The following is a 15987-nucleotide window of genomic DNA, read 5'->3' on the forward strand; positions in this document are numbered from 1 at the left end:
ATGACCGGTGCTGGTGATGCGGTTTTCCGGCCCGTGCGGGCGGGGAACGCCTTCGAGGAGACCGTGGAGCGGCTCCTGCAGGCGATCCGGCTGGGTGTGGTGGGTGCCGGTGAGCGGCTCCCTCCGGAACGGGAACTGGCCGAACGTCTGGGCATCAGCCGCGTGACCCTCCGCGAAGCACTCCGCGCCCTGGCCGACGCGCACTACGTGGAGTCGAGGCGCGGCCGGTATGGCGGCACTTTCGTGATGGCGACGCTGCCCGAGCCCGTGACGGGGGATCGGCGGCCGGAGCTGGAGGACACGCTCAGCCTGCGGTACGTACTGGAGACGGGCGCCGCGGAACTCGCGGCGGGGCAGGCCCTGAAACCGGCCGCGCGAGAGCACCTGACGGCCACCCTGGCGGACGCCTCGGCGGCTTCCCTTGGCGACTACCGGACCCGGGATTCCCGCCTGCACCTGGCGATCGCGGAGGTGACCGGCTCGGCTTCGCTCACGTCGGCGGTGGCGGACGTGCGGATGCGGGTCAACCGCCTGCTGGACGAGATCCCGTTGCTGGAACCGAACCTGGACCACTCCAACACCCAGCACGAGGCAGTGGTCAACGCCATCCTGACCGGCAACGCGCAAGCCGCACGCCAAGCGATGGCCGAACACCTGGACGGCACCGCCTCGCTACTACGAGCCTTCCTCACCTAGCACCACCCCCGCCCACCGATCCCAACCCACGCCCGCGAATCCCCAACTCGCACCCGGGAGCGGCCAACTCGCGCCCGGGAGCGGCCAACTCGCGCCCGGGAGCGGCCAACTCGCGCGCGTCGGTGTGTTGGCTGCTCGCGTCGGTGTGTTGGCCGCTTGGGTTGGTGTGTTGGCGGCTCGGGTGCGTGTGTTGGCGGTGGAGGGGAGGTCAGCGACGAGCCTTCGGAATCACCAATGGTGTCCCGGTTTCCGGATCAGGCATGACCCGGCATGGCAGGTCGAAGATCTCCTCGACGCGTTCCGCGGTGACGACCTCCTCGGGGGTGCCGGTGGCGATCACCTCGCCGTCGCGCATCGCGATCAGGTGTGTGCCGTAGCGGGCGGCGTGGTTCAGGTCGTGCAGCACCGCCACGAGCGTGCGGCCCTGTTCGGCGTGTAGTTCCGCGCACAGGTCGAGGATGTCCATCTGGTGCGAGATGTCGAGGAACGTCGTGGGCTCGTCCAGCAGGAGCAGTTCGGTCTCCTGCGCGAGCGCCATCGCCAGCCAGACGCGCTGCCGCTGTCCGCCGGAGAGTTCGTCGACCAGCCGGTCCGACAGCTCCGAGACGCCCGTTGCCTCCATCGACCGATCGACGACGGCCGCGTCCTCCTTCGACCACTGGCGAAGCAGGCGCTGGTGCGGGTACCGGCCGCGGGAAACCAGGTCCGACACCGTGATCCCGTCCGGCGCGATGGAGCTCTGCGGCAGCAGACCGAGGCGTCGCGCGACCTGTTTGGCCGGCATCGAGGTGATCACCTCGCCGTCGAGGTAGACCATGCCCTTTCGCGGTTTCAGCAGCCGGGCGAGCGCGCGCAGCAGCGTCGTCTTGCCGCAGGCGTTGGGTCCGACGATCACGGTGAACGACTGATCGGGGATGACCACCCCGAGATCCTCGGCGACGGTGCGGCCGTCGTAGGCCAGCGTCAGCCCTTCGCCGTGTAGCCTGCTGGAAGTCGTCGTCTGGGCGATCGCGGTCATGAAGTTAGGCTAACCTAGCTGATTTGCGAGCGGTACTAGCTTGGGTGAGTGTTCGACGTCACTGATCTCACCCGCATCGCTCCCGTCCTCGATTCCCGCTCCGTGACCTTCGAAAACCCGACCGGTGAACGCGGCGCGGGCGGCGCTGCGGCCGGTGGCCGCAAGGGCGCCCCGAGCAGGATGGTCCAACCGGGCGAACGGGTGTTGCTGGCCGATCTCGCCGGGCCGGGCACGATCCGGCGCCTCTGGCTGACCTTCCCGCCGGGCCCGCCCGAGCAGATGCGCGCGATGTACCTCGAAGTCTTCTACGACGAGCTCGAAGAGCCGAGCGTTTCCGTGCCCTGCCTGGACTTCTTCGGCTCACCGCACGGCAGGCCGGTGGCCTTCACGAGCGCGGTGACAGCCATGCAGCAGGGCCGGGGGTTCACCAGCTATCTGCCGATGGCGTTCGGCTCACGCATCCGGGTGGAGCTGGTGAACGCGTCCGGCCGCGCCCAGCCGCTGTACTACCAGCTCGACTACACCCTCGGGATGCAGCGCGACGCGGGTCGGTTGCACGCGAGCTTCCGCCGGCAGAACCCGACCACGCTGCGCGAGGATTTCGTGATCGCGGCGGGTTTGCGGGGGCCGGGCCGGTTCCTCGGTTGCGTGGTCGGTGTGCGCCCGATCGATCCCGGAACCTGGTACGGCGAGGGCGAAGTGAAGATCTACCTCGATGGCGACGACGAGTTGCCGACGATTTGCGGGACAGGGCTGGAGGATTACGTCGGTTCGGCGTGGGGAATGGGGCCACACAACGCCTGGTACGCCGGGGCGCCGCTCGATGTGCGCGAACCCGGCGCGCGGCTCGGCGAGCTACCGGACTACGTCGGCTTCTACCGCTGGCATGTGCTGGACCCGGTCATGTTCCGCGACGAGCTGAAGGTGACCATCCAGCAGATCGGCGCGGACCATTTCCTGCCAGGGCAGGAAGAACGGCTCGAGCGGGCCGAGGCGCAGGGCCGCGTCGCCGGTACCGGGATCGACCGTGACCGCGGTGGCCCTCTGCTCGCCAGCGGAATCTTCGAGCGGGTGGACGACTACTGCGCCACCGCTTTCACGGTGTGCGCCGAACCGCAGCCGGTGCCGCGGCTGGACGTGGCCGGTGCGGTGGCCGATTTGGCCCGGCTCCCTTATGAGGAACCGGACGAGATGGAGTTCCTATTCGCGTGACGCCTGGTTGCCCACTGCCACCACCGCATCCCGCAATGCGGCACGCAACCGGCCGACGTCGAGCGGTTCCAGCACCGCCGCTTCTCCGGGCGGGGCCACGAGAACGACCCGGCCGCTGCTGATGAACACCGTCAGATCACGGCGCCTGCCGGCGAGATCCCGGCAGCTCACCGCCCATTCGTTCTGTGCCGCCACTTGGCTTTCCCCTCTTCCATCGCCTTGTGGTCTTCGGTGGGACGCCCCCGGCCGCGGCTCGTGACGGAACGGCGCGCGGAAAATCTCCGGCGCCGGTAGCGTGTGGCGCGTGTCACCGGCGATCGGAGCCCCCATGTCCCAACCACAGCGAATCGTGATCATCGGCGCCGGGCTGGCCGGCGCGTCGGCCGCGGCGGGTCTGCGCGACCGCGGTTACTCGGATGAAATCATAGTTTTGGGCAACGAAACGCACCAGCCCTATGAACTGCCTGCTTTGTCCAAAGGGCTCCTGCTCGGTGACGCCGAGGAGCCGGACTGGGTGCGCGAAGCGGGTTTCTACCGCGAGCACGACATCGATCTCCGGCTGGGCAGCACGGCCGCGCGCGTGGAGCTGGGGGCGCGGGTCGTGGTGGACGGCGAGGGTGCGGAACACCGCTACGACAGGTTGCTGCTGGCCACGGGCTCGCAGCCGCGCCGGCTGCCGATCGGCGGTGCCGGCCTGCCGGGTGTCCGCACCTTGCGCACTCTGGATGATTCCCTTGCCCTGCGCGAAAACTTCGGCCGAGTGGGGCGAGCGGTGATCATCGGCGCCGGCTGGATCGGCACCGAGGCGGCCGCGGCCGCTCGACGGCACGGCGTCGAGGTTACGGTGGTGGACCGCATCTCGTCCCCGCTGTTGCCGGTTCTGGGTGAAGAGGTCGGCGGGGTTTTCCGGGATCTGCACACGGAAAACGGGGTCCAGTGGCGGTTGAACGCGGAGATCGCGGAAATCGCCGGCGGCGAGGACGGCGTGCGCGCGGTGCGGCTCGGCGACGGGACGGAGTTGCCGGCGGAGCTGGTCGTGATGGCGGTCGGCGCGGCGCCCCGCGTCGATCTCGCGCACGCGGCGGGCCTCGAACTGTCCGACGACGGGGGTGTCGCCGTGGACGCGGGCCTGCGCACGGCCGCGCCGGACGTGTACGCGGCGGGTGACATCGCGTCCCACTTCCACCCGCGCTACGGCCGCCGCGTCCGCGTCGAGCACTGGGCGAACGCGAAGAACCAGGGCGCGCACGTCGCCGGAAACCTGATCGGCGAGGCCGAGCCCTATTTGAACTCCCCGTATTTCTTCTCGGACCAGTACGACCTGGGTTGTGAATACCGTGGTCTCGCCGACCCCGACACCGACGAGCTGGTCGTCCGTGGCGATTTGGCGAAGCGGGAGTTCATCGCGTTCTGGCTTCGTGACGGCAAGGTCGCGGCGGCGATGAACGTGAATGCCTGGGACGACGGGGATGCGTTGAAGGCCCTGGTGGATGGCCGGGTGGCGGTTACCGCGCAGCAGCTGCGGGAAGCCGATCTTGCCGCGCTCGTGTCATAGTCGCGAAGATCACGAGCGCGGCGACGGCGAAGCCGGCCATCACGGTGCCCATCGGCACGGCACTCGACTCGCCGCCGATGGAGACCAGTGGGGTGGCGAAGCCGCCGACCACGAACTGCATCACGCCGAGCAGCGCGGACGCCGAGCCTGCGTTGTGCGGGTGTTCGGCCAGCGCCAGCGAGGACGCGTTCGGCATCACCAGACCGATGCTGGAAACCAGCAGCAGCAAGGGAACGAGCAGCGCGACCAGCGGCAGCGTGAACAGCGCGGCCAGCAGCACCCCGAGCCCGCCGAGCGCGGAGACCACGAGCCCGGTGGCGAGCAGGCGGCGTTCGGGGAAGCGGCCGACCAGCCTGCCGTTGATCTGCCCGGCGAGCACGATGCCGACCCCGTTCGCGCCGAAGACGAGGCTGAATCCCTGCGGGCTCAGGCCGTAGACGTCCTGCAGTACGAAGGAAGAAGCCGACACGTAGGCGAACAGCCCGGCGAACATGAGCCCACCGGCGAACGCGTACCCGAAGAACGACCGGTCGGCGAGCAGGTTCCCGTACGTGCGCAGTGTCGCGCCCAGCCGCGCCGGGCGGCGGCGTTCGGCGGGCAGCGGTTCGGGCAGCGCGAGCGCGGCGGTGATCAGTAACAGCACGCCGAACACGGTCAGCACCACGAACACCCCGCGCCACGAGATGAGCCGCAGGATCTGGCCCCCGAGCACCGGCGCGAGAATCGGGCCGAGGCCGCTGACCAGCATCATCATCGAGAAGAACTTCGTCATCGCGGTGCCGCTGTACAGATCGCGCACGATCGCGCGGGCGATCACGATGCCGGCCGCGGCGCCGACGGCCTGCAGAAGCCGCGCGGCGATCAGCATTTCGGCCGAAGGGCTCACGGCGCACAGCACGGAAGCCACGGCGTAGAGCCCGAGCCCAGTGAGCAGCGGACGACGGCGGCCCAGCGCGTCGGACAGCGGGCCGATGATCAGCTGGCCCAGCGCGAGCCCGATGATGAACCCGGTCAGCGTGAGCTGCAGTGTTCCGTTCGTGCTGTGCAGGGCCCCGGTCATCTGCGGCAACGCCGGCAGGTACATGTCGATCGACAGGGGGCCGAAGGCGGACAGGCCGCCGAGGATCAGGGCGTAACGCAGGGTTCCCGGTTTGGCTGGTGCTTTCGTCGCGGTCAGTTCGGTGTCAGTCGCACTCATCAGTCTCCCGTCTCCGGGCGGGAGAACTGTCTGTCAATGCTAAGTATTCCCGGGGTGTGTCCTGTGCCACGCCGCCTCGGCGACCCGTTCGCCCTCGCCGCATGGGCTGATCACCGGGTTCTCCGGGTCACGACAGCTTGACCGGCATCACGAGCGTCGTGAAACTGCCCTGCGTCGCCGAGCGGACGATCGCCGGTTCCCACGCGCCGGCGGTTTCCAGCAGCACATCCGGCCCGACGCTGTCGTCGAGCGCGGGGCCGAGGATGCCGGGGTCGAAGCCGACCGTCAGGTCCTCCGCCGCGCACAACGCGGGCAGCGCCCGCCCGTCGACGAACAGCTCGTCGTGGCCCATCTTCAGCACGGTCGGGTTCGCCCCGAGCGCCTCGCGCAGCCGCATCCTGTCGATCACCACCCGGTGCCGGGGCGGCGCGAGGTTCGCCAGCATCAGCCGGTAGTCCGGGAACTCACCGTCCACAGTGGTCAGTCCCCGGTCCGCCACACGCCGTCCGTCGAAGTCGATCGACACCAGCTGCTGCCGGGCGACGACCGGCGCCAGCTCCAGCAGTTCCGCCGCCGGCACCAGCAGCGAGCCCGTCCCGCTGCTGTTTTCCGGTCGCAGCACCCGGATCGCCAGCCGGTACCGGTCCGTGGCCACCAGCCGCAGTTCCCCCTCGGCCAACTCCACGGACACGCTGTCGGCCGCCGAGGGCACCACCTGCCGGATCGCCCCGGCCAGCTCGACCCCGTCGACCTGCGCCGAAGTGCCGGTCAGCCCGTGCAGTACGCGGTCCACAGCCTCGGCCGCCGCCGCTGCCTCACGGCGCAGCCGTTGTTGGTGCGCGGCGAGAGTTCTCCTTGCCTGCTCCGGAGAACCGTCCAGCACGAGCAGCACCTCGGCCAGCGGCAGCCCCGCCGTGCGAAGGTCGCGCAGCCGCCGGGCGCGCTCCTCCTGCGCCGGGCTGTAGTACCGGTAGCCCGTCGCGTCGTCCACGCGGGCGGGCTTGAGCACCTCGCAGTCGTCGTAGAAGCGCAGCGCGCTCGGCGCGAGACCGACGCGCCTCGCGAAGGCGCTGATCGTCAGCGTTTCGTCCATAGCGGCGATTCTGGGCGCTCGACCTGCTCGAAGGTCAAACACGTACGCTGCTCACATCGACGAGGAGGTGGATGTGGCCGAACGGTTCGGTGGCTACCAGAACGAGATCTACCTGCGGGGACTCGCCGGGACGAAGCCCGAGTTCACGACCGATCTGACCGCGCTGGAACAGGCCGCGGCCGAGGTCCTCACGCCGGAAGCGCTCGGTTACGTGGCAGGCGGCGCCGGTTCCGGCGCGTCGATGCGAGCGAACCGCGCGGCCTTCGACCGCTGGCAGCTCGTGCCCAGGATGCTCACCAACGCCACCGAACGTGATCTTTCGGTCACCCTGTTCGGCGAGGTCCTGCCCGCGCCCGTGCTCCTCGCGCCGGTCGGCGTGCAGTCGATCGTCCACGAAGACGGCGAGCTGGCCACCGCCCGCGCCGCCGCCGCGCTGAAGCTGCCGATGATCCTGTCCACCGCCGCTTCGCACACCATCGAAGAGGTCGCGGACGCCAACGGCGCCGGGCCGCGCTGGTTCCAGCTGTACTGGCCCAACGACCCGGACGTGTGCGCGAGCATCCTCGCGCGCGCCCGCAAGGCGGGGTACACGGCGCTCGTCGTCACGCTCGACACGTGGTCGCTGGCCTGGCGCCCGCGCGACCTCGACCGCGCGTACCTGCCGTTCATCAAGAACATGGGCACCGCGATCCCGATGTCGGACCCGGCTTTCCGGTCCCAGCTGGAGAAGATGCCGGAGGACGATCTGCCGACGGCGTTGCTGCACTGGATCAACCTGTTCACCGGTACGGACAAAAGCTGGGATCAGCTGTCCGTGCTGCGCGAGCTGTGGGACGGGCCGATTTTGCTCAAGGGCATCCAGCACGCCGACGACGCGCGCCGCGCGGTGGACGCCGGGATGGACGGCGTCGTGGTGTCCAACCACGGCGGCCGTCAGGTCGACGGCGCGGCCGGTTCGCTCGAGATGCTGCCGTCCATCGCGCGAGCGGTCGACGGGCGGGCCGAGGTGCTGTTCGATTCGGGCGTGCGCAACGGTTCCGATGTGGTCAAGGCACTGGCGCTGGGCGCGAAAGCCGTGCTGCTCGGGCGGCCTTACGTGTACGGGCTCGGGCTCGGCGGCGAGTCCGGGGTGCGGCACGTGCTGCGCAGTCTCCTCGCCGACACCGACATCACGCTGGGGCTGACCGGTTTCCGCAGGCCGGCGGAACTTTCACCGGCCGCGCTGCACCGCGCTGAGGGGTAGCGCATATTCGCAGGCCAGCCGGATCTCCGGCGGCTAAACTGGACTCTGTATGTCTACGCCACCCCCTCTCTCCGAACTGCGGTCCCGCCTGCCCGGGTTGATGCTGCGCGACGAGCAACGCCTCCGTCGCCGCCTCGACGGTGCCCGCAAGGCGCGGGACAAGGAGCGGGTGGCCAGGCAGATAGCGGCCGACATCGACGCGGCGGAGCTGCGCGTGCGCCAGCGCGCGGAGAGCCTCCCCAAGATCGAATACCCGGCCGAGCTGCCGGTCAGCGCCCGCCGGGAGGACATCGCGGCCGCCATCCGGGACAACCAGGTGGTCATCGTCGCGGGGGAGACCGGCTCGGGCAAAACCACGCAGCTGCCCAAGATCTGCCTCGAACTCGGCCTCGGCGTGCGTGGGCAGATCGGGCACACCCAGCCCCGCCGTCTCGCCGCGCGCACGGTCGCCGAGCGTATCGCCGGCGAGCTGAAGACGGAGCTGGGCAGCACGGTCGGCTACAAGGTCCGCTTCACCGACCAGAGCGGCGACGACACGCTGGTCAAGCTGATGACGGACGGCATTCTGCTCGCCGAGATCACCAGCGACCGGATGCTGCGCCGCTACGACACGCTGATCATCGACGAGGCGCACGAGCGCAGCCTCAACATCGATTTCCTGCTCGGCTACCTGAAGCAGCTGCTGCCGCGCCGCCCCGACCTGAAGGTGATCATCACCTCGGCCACCATCGACCCCGAGCGGTTCTCCCGGCATTTCGGGAACGCGCCGATCGTCGAGGTCTCCGGCCGTACTTACCCCGTCGAGGTCCGCTACCGCCCGGTGATCGACCCGGACCAGCCCGACGACAAGGATCGTGACCAGGTCACGGCGATCAGCGACGCGGTGGACGAGCTGTGCGCCGAGGGACCCGGCGATATCCTCGTTTTCCTTTCCGGGGAACGGGAAATCCGGGACACCGCGGACGCGCTGAACAAGCAGAACCTGCGCGACACCGAGGTGCTCCCGCTGTATGCGCGGTTGTCGGCGGCGGATCAGCATCGCGTGTTCTCCCGGCACACTGGCCGCCGGATCGTGCTGGCCACCAACGTCGCCGAGACCTCGCTGACGGTGCCGGGCATCAAGTACGTCATCGACCCCGGCACGGCGCGGATCTCCCGCTACAGCCATCGCACGAAGGTGCAGCGGCTGCCGATCGAGCCGGTTTCACAGGCCTCGGCGAACCAGCGCAAGGGCCGCTGCGGCCGGACGTCGGACGGCATCTGCATCCGCCTCTACTCGGAGGAGGACTTCGAGTCCCGTCCCGAGTTCACCGATCCCGAGATCCTGCGCACCAACCTCGCGTCGGTGATTCTGCAGATGACTTCGCTCGGCCTCGGGGAGATCGCCGAGTTCCCGTTCGTCGAGCCGCCGGACCGCCGCCAGGTGAGCGACGGCGTGCAGCTGCTACAGGAGCTGCACGCGCTGGACGCCGGCAAGCTCACCGAGGTCGGCAGGCAGCTCGCGCAGCTGCCGGTGGACCCGAGGCTGGGCCGGATGGTGCTGGAGGCCGCGAAGAACGGCTGCGTGCGCGAGGTAATGATCATCACCGCCGCACTGTCCATTCAGGACCCACGCGAGCGGCCTGCGGACAAGCAGGAGGCGGCCCAGCAGCAGCACGCCCGCTTCGCCGACAAGACGTCCGACTTCCTGGCGTACCTGAACCTGTGGGAGTACCTGCGGGAACAGCAGAAGTCGTTGTCCAACAACCAGTTCCGCAAGCTGTGCCGCAACGAGTTCCTGAACTACCTGCGGGTGCGGGAATGGCAGGACATCTACAGCCAGCTGCGCCAGCTCGCGAAACCGCTGGGTGTCACGCTGAACAGCGAGCCCGCGGACCCGCAGCGTGTGCACCTGTCGCTGCTTTCCGGTCTGCTGTCGCACATCGGGCTCAAGGATCCGGAGAAGGGCGACTACCTCGGCGCGCGCGGCGCGCGGTTCGCGGTGTTCCCCGGTTCGGCGTTGTTCAAGAAACAGCCGCGCTGGATAGCGTCCGCCGAGTTGGTGGAGACGTCGCGGTTGTGGGCGCGGGTGAACGCGCGCATCGAGCCGGAGTGGGTGGAGCCGCTCGCCGGGCACCTGGTGAAGCGCAACTACTCGGAGCCGCACTGGGAACGCAAACGTGGCGCGGTGATGGCGAGCGAACGCGTGACCCTGTACGGGGTTCCGCTGGTGTCCGGCCGCAAGGTGAACTACGGGCGGATCGACCCGGAGACGGCGCGCGAACTGTTCATCCGGCACGCGCTCGTGGAAGGTGACTGGGACACCGGCCACAAGTTCTTCGCCGCGAACAGGGCGTTGCTCGACGAGGTGGAGGATCTGGAGAACCGGGCCCGCCGCCGTGACCTGATGGTCGACGACGAGACGTTGTTCGAGTTCTACGACCAGCGCGTCGGCGAGGAAGTGGTGTCCTCGCGGCATTTCGACACCTGGTGGAAGAAGGTCCGGCACGAGCAGCCGGATCTGCTGAACTTCGAAAAGGCGATGCTCATCAACGCCTCGGCGGAGGAGGTGCTGGAGTCCGACTACCCCGACACGTGGGTGCAGGGCTCGCTGCGTTTCCCGCTGACGTACCAGTTCGAGCCGGGCGCGGATGCCGACGGCGTGACGGTGCACATCCCGTTGCCGGTGCTGAACCAGGTGAGCCCGGACGGGTTCGACTGGCAGGTGCCGGGGCTGCGCGAGGAGCTGGTCACGGCGCTGATCAAGTCCCTGCCGAAGCAGCTGCGGCGCAACTTCGTGCCGGCGCCGGACACCGCGAAGTTCGTGCTGTCCCACGTGAATCCGGGTGACGGGCCGCTGTTGACGGTGCTCGCGCGTGAGCTGGAGCGGCTGCGTGGGGTGGCCGTGCCGCCGGACGCGTGGCAGCTGACGGCGGTGCCGGAGCACCTGCGCGTCACATTCCGGGTGGTCGACGACAAGGGCCGGAAACTGGGCGAGGGCAAGGATCTCGCCGCGTTGAAGCGTTCGCTGAGCGGCGAGGTGCGGGCCACGATCTCCCAGGCGGCGAACAGCATCGAACGGTCGGGGCTGACCAGCCCGGCGTTCGGTGACCTGCCGCGCGTGTTCGAGAGCAACCGGCGCGGGCACGACGTCAAGGCTTATCCGGCGCTGGTCGACGAGGGTTCGACGGTGGCGGTGCGGATGCTGGACACGGCGGTCGAGCAGCGGCAGCAGATGTGGCTCGGCACGCGGAAGATGTTGCGGCTCAACCTGCCTTCGCCGATGAAGTTCATCAACCGGAACCTGAGCAATACGTCGAAACTGGTGCTGGGGCGCAATCCGCACGGCGGGGTCGCGGGGCTGCTGGAAGACTGCGTGGACTGTGCGGTCGACAAGCTGATGGCCGACAACGGTGGCCCGGTTTGGGACGAGGCCGGGTTCGCGGTCCTCCTCGAGAAGGTCCGTGGCTCGCTGAACGCGACGGTCATGGTCGTCCTGTCCGAAGTGGAAAAGATCCTCCGCGCGGCGAACGACGTCGAAGCCCGTCTGCCCGACGCCCGTGGCCCCGCGGAGTCGCTCGCGGACATCCGGCAGCAGCTGGACTCGTTGGTGTACAAGGGTTTCGTGACGGCGACAGGGTTCGACCGGTTGCCGAACCTCGTGCGGTACCTGCGAGCGATCGAGCGCCGGATCGACAAACTGGCCACGGCGGCCGCACGAGATGTGGAGCTGCTGCGCGATGTCCAATGGCTGTCGGACGAGTATCGTGAGGCCGTCCGCGCCCTCCCGCCCGGAGTCGAACCGGGGCCCGCGCTGGTGGACGTGCGCTGGATGATCGAGGAACTGCGGGTGAGCTTCTTCGCGCAGACGTTGGGCACGGCGCACCCCGTCTCGGTGAAGCGAGTAGTGAAGGCCTTGGACGAAGCCGTCGCCTGACCCCGACCGCCTCACCGGCGTGTTTGCCGCTCCCGTTGGCGTGTTCGCCGCCCCCGGGCGTGTGTTGGCCAATGGCGTCGGTGTGTTGGCCGTTCGCGCCCGCGCCCGAGCGTCGCCCGGCCAAGATGCGCGCGGCAGGGGCCAAGATGCGCGCGGCAGGGGCCAAGACACGCGCGGGAGGGGCCAAGACACGCGCGGGAGGGGCCAAGATGCGAACTTGCGCGGGTGGCTTAAAAAACCGCCGCAAAACCGGCGAATTCATCGTATCGTGGGCCGCATAGCGGATTCATATCTTTTGCACAGTGCCGGCCCAGTTATCCACCCGTGATCGGGGGTAAGTTGGCTCTTGCCGGTGGAGATACCGGTAAGAAACGAAAGAAAGAGGTAACAGAAATGGCGAACTTCCCGCTCCCCCCGAAGCCGGTCCGCAAGCCCAAGCCGCAGCCGAAGCCGGCTCCCAAGCACCGCTGAGGGTTGCGCTGAGCAGGTAGTAGAGCGTGGAGGAGGCCCGGCGTCCGCAAGGGGGACGCTGGGCCTCCCCGTTTTCGTGGAAGGAATACCAGAAATGACGGTGCGGCAGGTTTTCCGGCGCTTCTTTCCCTATGTGAAAGGTGACCGGAAACTGCTGGTATTCGCGGCCCTGTTGTTGCTGGTCAATGTCGCATCGGATCTGGTGGCGATCTGGACGTTCGCGGAGATTACCGACAACGCGCTGGTCGCGGGGAATCTGAACGGTTTCTGGGAGCCCGCCGGGCTGTGGCTGGGCATGACCTTGTTGGGCGGCACTGTCGCCTACGCCGGGAGGATGCTCACGGCACGCGTCGCCGAGAGGTTTTTGCTCAAGCTCAGAGACACGGTCTACGCCCATGTACAGCGACTCGCCCCCGACTTTCATCAGCGGTACGGGGTCGGTGACCTCGTGGCCAGGCATTCGGGCGACATCGACGCCGTGGAACACCTCGTCGCATCGGGGGTGGTCGAGACCTTCGTCGCCCTGATGAGCGCGATCGCGTTCGCCGCCGCGGCATTGTGGATGAGCTGGGAACTGGCACTCGCCGCGTTCGCCATCGCTCCGTTGTTCCTCGTCGTCGCGAAGTGGTTCTCCGGCAAGCTCCGGGTCGCGGCGCGCGACGAGCGCAACGTGAACGGGGAGATCAGCTCTGCCGTCGAGGAAGGGCTGGCCAATTTCACCGTAGTCCAGGCGTACAACCAGCAATCGTTCGACCAGCATCGCATCCACGAGCGCGGGGTTTCCTGGCTGCGCGCCAAACTCGCCGAGGCCAGGGTGAGCGCCGCGTACACGCCACTCGTCGGAGTCACCGAGGTCATCGGCACTCTCGGCGTGCTCGCGTTCGGCGCGTGGGAGATCGAGGCGGGGCGGGTGACGCTCGGCGGGCTCATCGCGCTGACCGGCTACCTCGGCTACCTCTACCCGCACGTGCAGGAGCTGGGCCAACTCCAGCTCACCGTCAACCAGGCCACAGCCAGCGCGGAACGCATCGCCGAGCTCCTCGACGCCCCCATCGCCGTGCAGGACCCGAAGAGGCAGCTCGTCGCCGGTCGCGCGGACGGGCTGGTCGAGCTGCAGCGCGTCAGTTTCGATTATACCAAGGGCAAACCCGCGTTGCGTGACGTGTCGTTCGTTGTGCGGCCAGGCCAGTTCGTGATGGTGACCGGGGCGAGCGGGGCAGGCAAATCGACGATCGCCCGTCTGCTGCTGCGCTTCTACGACCCAGCCGCCGGGACGATCCGCCTCGACGGTGTGGACATCCGCAACGTCAGCCTGAACCTGTTGCGGGACAACATAACCCTGCTCCCGCAGGAGACCGCGATCTTCACCGGCACCGTCCGCGACAATCTGCGCTACGGCCGCCCCGACGCCACCGACGAAGAGATCAAAGCTGCCGCATACGCCGCCGACGCGCACAAGTTCATCATGGCACTGCCCGAGGGCTACGACACCGAGCTGAGCCAGCGCGGCCTCAACCTCTCCGGCGGACAACGCCAGCGCATCGCGATCGCCCGGGCCATGCTCCGCGACACCCCGGTACTGGTGCTCGACGAACCGACCGCGGGCCTCGACGGCGAGACCGCGTCACGCGTGCTCGGGCCGCTGCGCAGGCTGATGGCCGGGCGCACCACGATCCTGATCACGCACGACCTGCACCTGGCCACCGACGCCGACCAGATCGTGGTGCTCAGCCATGGCCGCGTCGCGGAAGTCGGTACGCACCACCAACTCGTGCTCGCCCGGGGCGAGTACCGCGCGCTCTACGGAGACCGCCTCGACCCGCCCACGATGCCGCTGATGCCCGTGCGCTGAGCGTCACTTCGCGTCCGCGTACGTGTCGGCCACCGCTGTGTGCATCGGAAAGTGCACCGGACACGAAGGCCCGAACAACAACGCCGACGCCTCCGAAACCGAGGACTCGATGAGCGCGGGTACCTCGCCCGCCAGCTCCTCCGGCGCGTGCACGATCACCTCGTCGTGCTGGAAGAACACCAGCTGCGCGCGCTCGGGCAGGCGCTGTCGGAGCGTGGCCAGCATGACCGCCGTGAAGTCCGCCGCGCTCGCCTGCACGACGAAGTTCCTGGTGAAACGCCCCCAGTTCCGCGAAGCCTGCCGCGCACGCGAATCATCGCCTTCCGAAGCTCCCGTCAGGGCGCGCCACGCCTCCGACGGCGGGGGTGACGTGCGGCCGAGCCGCGAGCGCACCCGCTCACCCCGTTCACCGGCCTGCGCCGCACGCTCCACATAGGACACCGCATCCGGGAAACGCTGACGCAGCAAGGCGAGCAGCGAGGCCGCCTCGCCCGCGGTGCCGCCGTACATCGCCGACAACATGGCGATCTTCGCGCGGCCACGGGACTCGTCGTCCAGCTTCCCGAACATGGCCTCGGACAGTCGCGCATACAGGTCCGTCGACGCCGACACCTCGGCCAGCCGTCTGTCCCCGGACAGGGCCGTCAGCACGCGCGGCTCCAGCTGCGCCGCGTCCGCCACCACGAGCTTCCAGCCCGGGTCCGCCCGCACGCACACCCGCAGCGTCTTCGGGATCTGCAGCGCCCCGCCACCGGAACTCGCCCACCGCCCGGACACCACCCCGCCCACGACCCACGCCGGCCGGAACCGCCCTTCGGAAACCCATTCGTCCAGCCACGCCCAGCCGTTCGCGGAATGCAGCCGGGACAGCTCGCGGTACTCCACCAGCGGCGCGACCGCGGGGTGGTCGACCTTCTTCAGCACGTGCGCCCGCGCCGAGGGCACCGAAATCCCCTCCCGGCCGAACGCGCGCACGATCGTCGCCGGGCTGTCCGGGTTGACCGGTTTGCCGCCGAACGCCTCGCTCACCTTCGCCGCCAGCTCGACCAGCTTCTTCGGCCGCTGCCCGACCGGCACGCGCGGCCCGAGCAGCTCCGTCAGCAGCTGGTCGTGGATGTCGGCCCGCCACGGCAACCCGTCACGCGCCATCTCCGCCGCGACCAGCGCACTCGCCGACTCCGCCGCGATGAGCAACCGCATCCGCTCCGGATGCTCGGTGGCCTTCACCCGGCGTTCCTGTTCCGCCAGCACGGTTTTCGCCGCGTCCACCACCGAAATCCCAGGCGGCAGACCCGAGCCGCGCGTGGTGAACAACGCCGGCTGCGCGTCGGCGTGCGTCGGCTCGTCGGGCGGGGGCTCGAGTCCGTGCGCCCGCGCGAGCGCCGCCGCCAGCGCCCGCGGCTCGCCGATGCGCCCCTCGTACGCGAGCAGCAGCCCCTCCGCGAGCGCGAGGTCGTGGCAGCGGCTCACCCGGACGCCCGCCTCCAGCAGCTTCGGGTAGATCCGCTCGGTGGCGGCGAACACCCAGCGCGGCCGCCGCTCCCGCTCCAGTTCCGCCAGCTCGGACAGGCCGACCCCGCGGCGCCCCGACTCGTCGAGCAGCGCGTAGGTGCCGTCCTCCTCCTGGCCGACGAAGATGTGCACCCCCTGATTCTGCTTCCTGGTACCGACAATTCCGGTGCGGCCCTGGCCGCGCGTGGCACCGGTGTCTTACCCTTCGGTAACATCCATAC

The 15987-nt window shown here is 69.0% G+C and carries 11 protein-coding genes; 6 read left to right on the plus strand and 5 right to left on the minus strand.

What is annotated here, in order from left to right:
- Positions 1-696 carry a FadR/GntR family transcriptional regulator gene (locus tag FPZ12_RS04610; protein ID WP_144745690.1) on the plus strand — a complete coding sequence of 232 codons (696 nt, stop codon included), beginning with the start codon at positions 1-3 and terminating at the stop codon, positions 694-696.
- Positions 697-904: 208 nt separating this feature from the next.
- Here the strand turns inward: FPZ12_RS04610 and FPZ12_RS04615 are convergent, their stop codons facing one another.
- Positions 905-1714 carry an ABC transporter ATP-binding protein gene (locus FPZ12_RS04615; RefSeq protein WP_144745691.1) on the minus strand — a complete coding sequence of 270 codons (810 nt, stop codon included), beginning with the start codon at positions 1712-1714 and terminating at the stop codon, positions 905-907.
- A 48-nt stretch (positions 1715-1762) separates the two neighbouring features.
- On the opposite strand from FPZ12_RS04615, the gene FPZ12_RS04620 reads away from it, so the two are divergent.
- Positions 1763-2926 carry a glycoside hydrolase family 172 protein gene (locus FPZ12_RS04620; protein ID WP_208025741.1) on the plus strand — a complete coding sequence of 388 codons (1164 nt, stop codon included), beginning with the start codon at positions 1763-1765 and terminating at the stop codon, positions 2924-2926.
- On the opposite strand, the gene FPZ12_RS04625 is transcribed toward FPZ12_RS04620, so the two are convergent.
- Positions 2915-3121, minus strand: coding sequence for a hypothetical protein (locus FPZ12_RS04625; RefSeq protein ID WP_144745692.1), 207 nt, complete (start codon positions 3119-3121; stop codon positions 2915-2917). The two genes, FPZ12_RS04620 and FPZ12_RS04625, sit on opposite strands and share 12 nt — an antisense overlap.
- A 133-nt stretch (positions 3122-3254) precedes the next feature.
- Here FPZ12_RS04625 and FPZ12_RS04630 point away from each other — a divergent pair, with 133 nt between their 5' ends.
- Positions 3255-4481: an NAD(P)/FAD-dependent oxidoreductase gene (locus FPZ12_RS04630; protein WP_144745693.1), complete on the plus strand. Its 1227-nt coding sequence runs from the start codon at positions 3255-3257 to the stop codon at positions 4479-4481.
- Here the strand turns inward: FPZ12_RS04630 and FPZ12_RS04635 are convergent.
- A complete protein-coding gene (locus FPZ12_RS04635) occupies positions 4432-5679 on the minus strand; it encodes a Bcr/CflA family multidrug efflux MFS transporter (protein ID WP_144745694.1) in 1248 nt (415 codons plus the stop codon). The genes FPZ12_RS04630 and FPZ12_RS04635 overlap by 50 nt on opposite strands.
- Before the next feature lie 127 nt (positions 5680-5806).
- Positions 5807-6772 carry a DNA polymerase III subunit beta family protein gene (locus tag FPZ12_RS04640; protein ID WP_144745695.1) on the minus strand — a complete coding sequence of 322 codons (966 nt, stop codon included), beginning with the start codon at positions 6770-6772 and terminating at the stop codon, positions 5807-5809.
- A 73-nt stretch (positions 6773-6845) separates the two neighbouring features.
- Here FPZ12_RS04640 and FPZ12_RS04645 point away from each other — a divergent pair, with 73 nt between their 5' ends.
- The 3 genes from FPZ12_RS04645 (at position 6846) to FPZ12_RS04655 (ending at position 14254) form a co-directional block, all read left to right on the plus strand.
- A complete protein-coding gene (locus tag FPZ12_RS04645) occupies positions 6846-8015 on the plus strand; it encodes a lactate 2-monooxygenase (protein ID WP_144745696.1) in 1170 nt (389 codons plus the stop codon).
- Between the two features lie 100 nt (positions 8016-8115).
- On the plus strand, positions 8116-11931 hold the full coding sequence (gene hrpA / locus FPZ12_RS04650; protein ID WP_243769677.1) for an ATP-dependent RNA helicase HrpA: 3816 nt from the start codon (positions 8116-8118) through the stop codon (positions 11929-11931).
- Positions 11932-12496: 565 nt separating this feature from the next.
- Positions 12497-14254 carry an ABC transporter ATP-binding protein gene (locus FPZ12_RS04655; RefSeq protein ID WP_144745698.1) on the plus strand — a complete coding sequence of 586 codons (1758 nt, stop codon included), beginning with the start codon at positions 12497-12499 and terminating at the stop codon, positions 14252-14254.
- A 3-nt stretch (positions 14255-14257) separates the two neighbouring features.
- Here the strand turns inward: FPZ12_RS04655 and FPZ12_RS04660 are convergent, their stop codons facing one another.
- Entirely contained in the window at positions 14258-15856 is a 1599-nt protein-coding gene (locus tag FPZ12_RS04660) for a bifunctional 3'-5' exonuclease/DNA polymerase (protein ID WP_424923570.1), read from the minus strand.
- Between the last annotated feature and the right edge of the window lie 131 nt (positions 15857-15987).

The organism is Amycolatopsis acidicola, assembly GCF_007713735.2.
In the GTDB taxonomy this organism is placed as follows: Bacteria; Actinomycetota; Actinomycetes; order Mycobacteriales; family Pseudonocardiaceae; genus Amycolatopsis_E; species Amycolatopsis_E acidicola.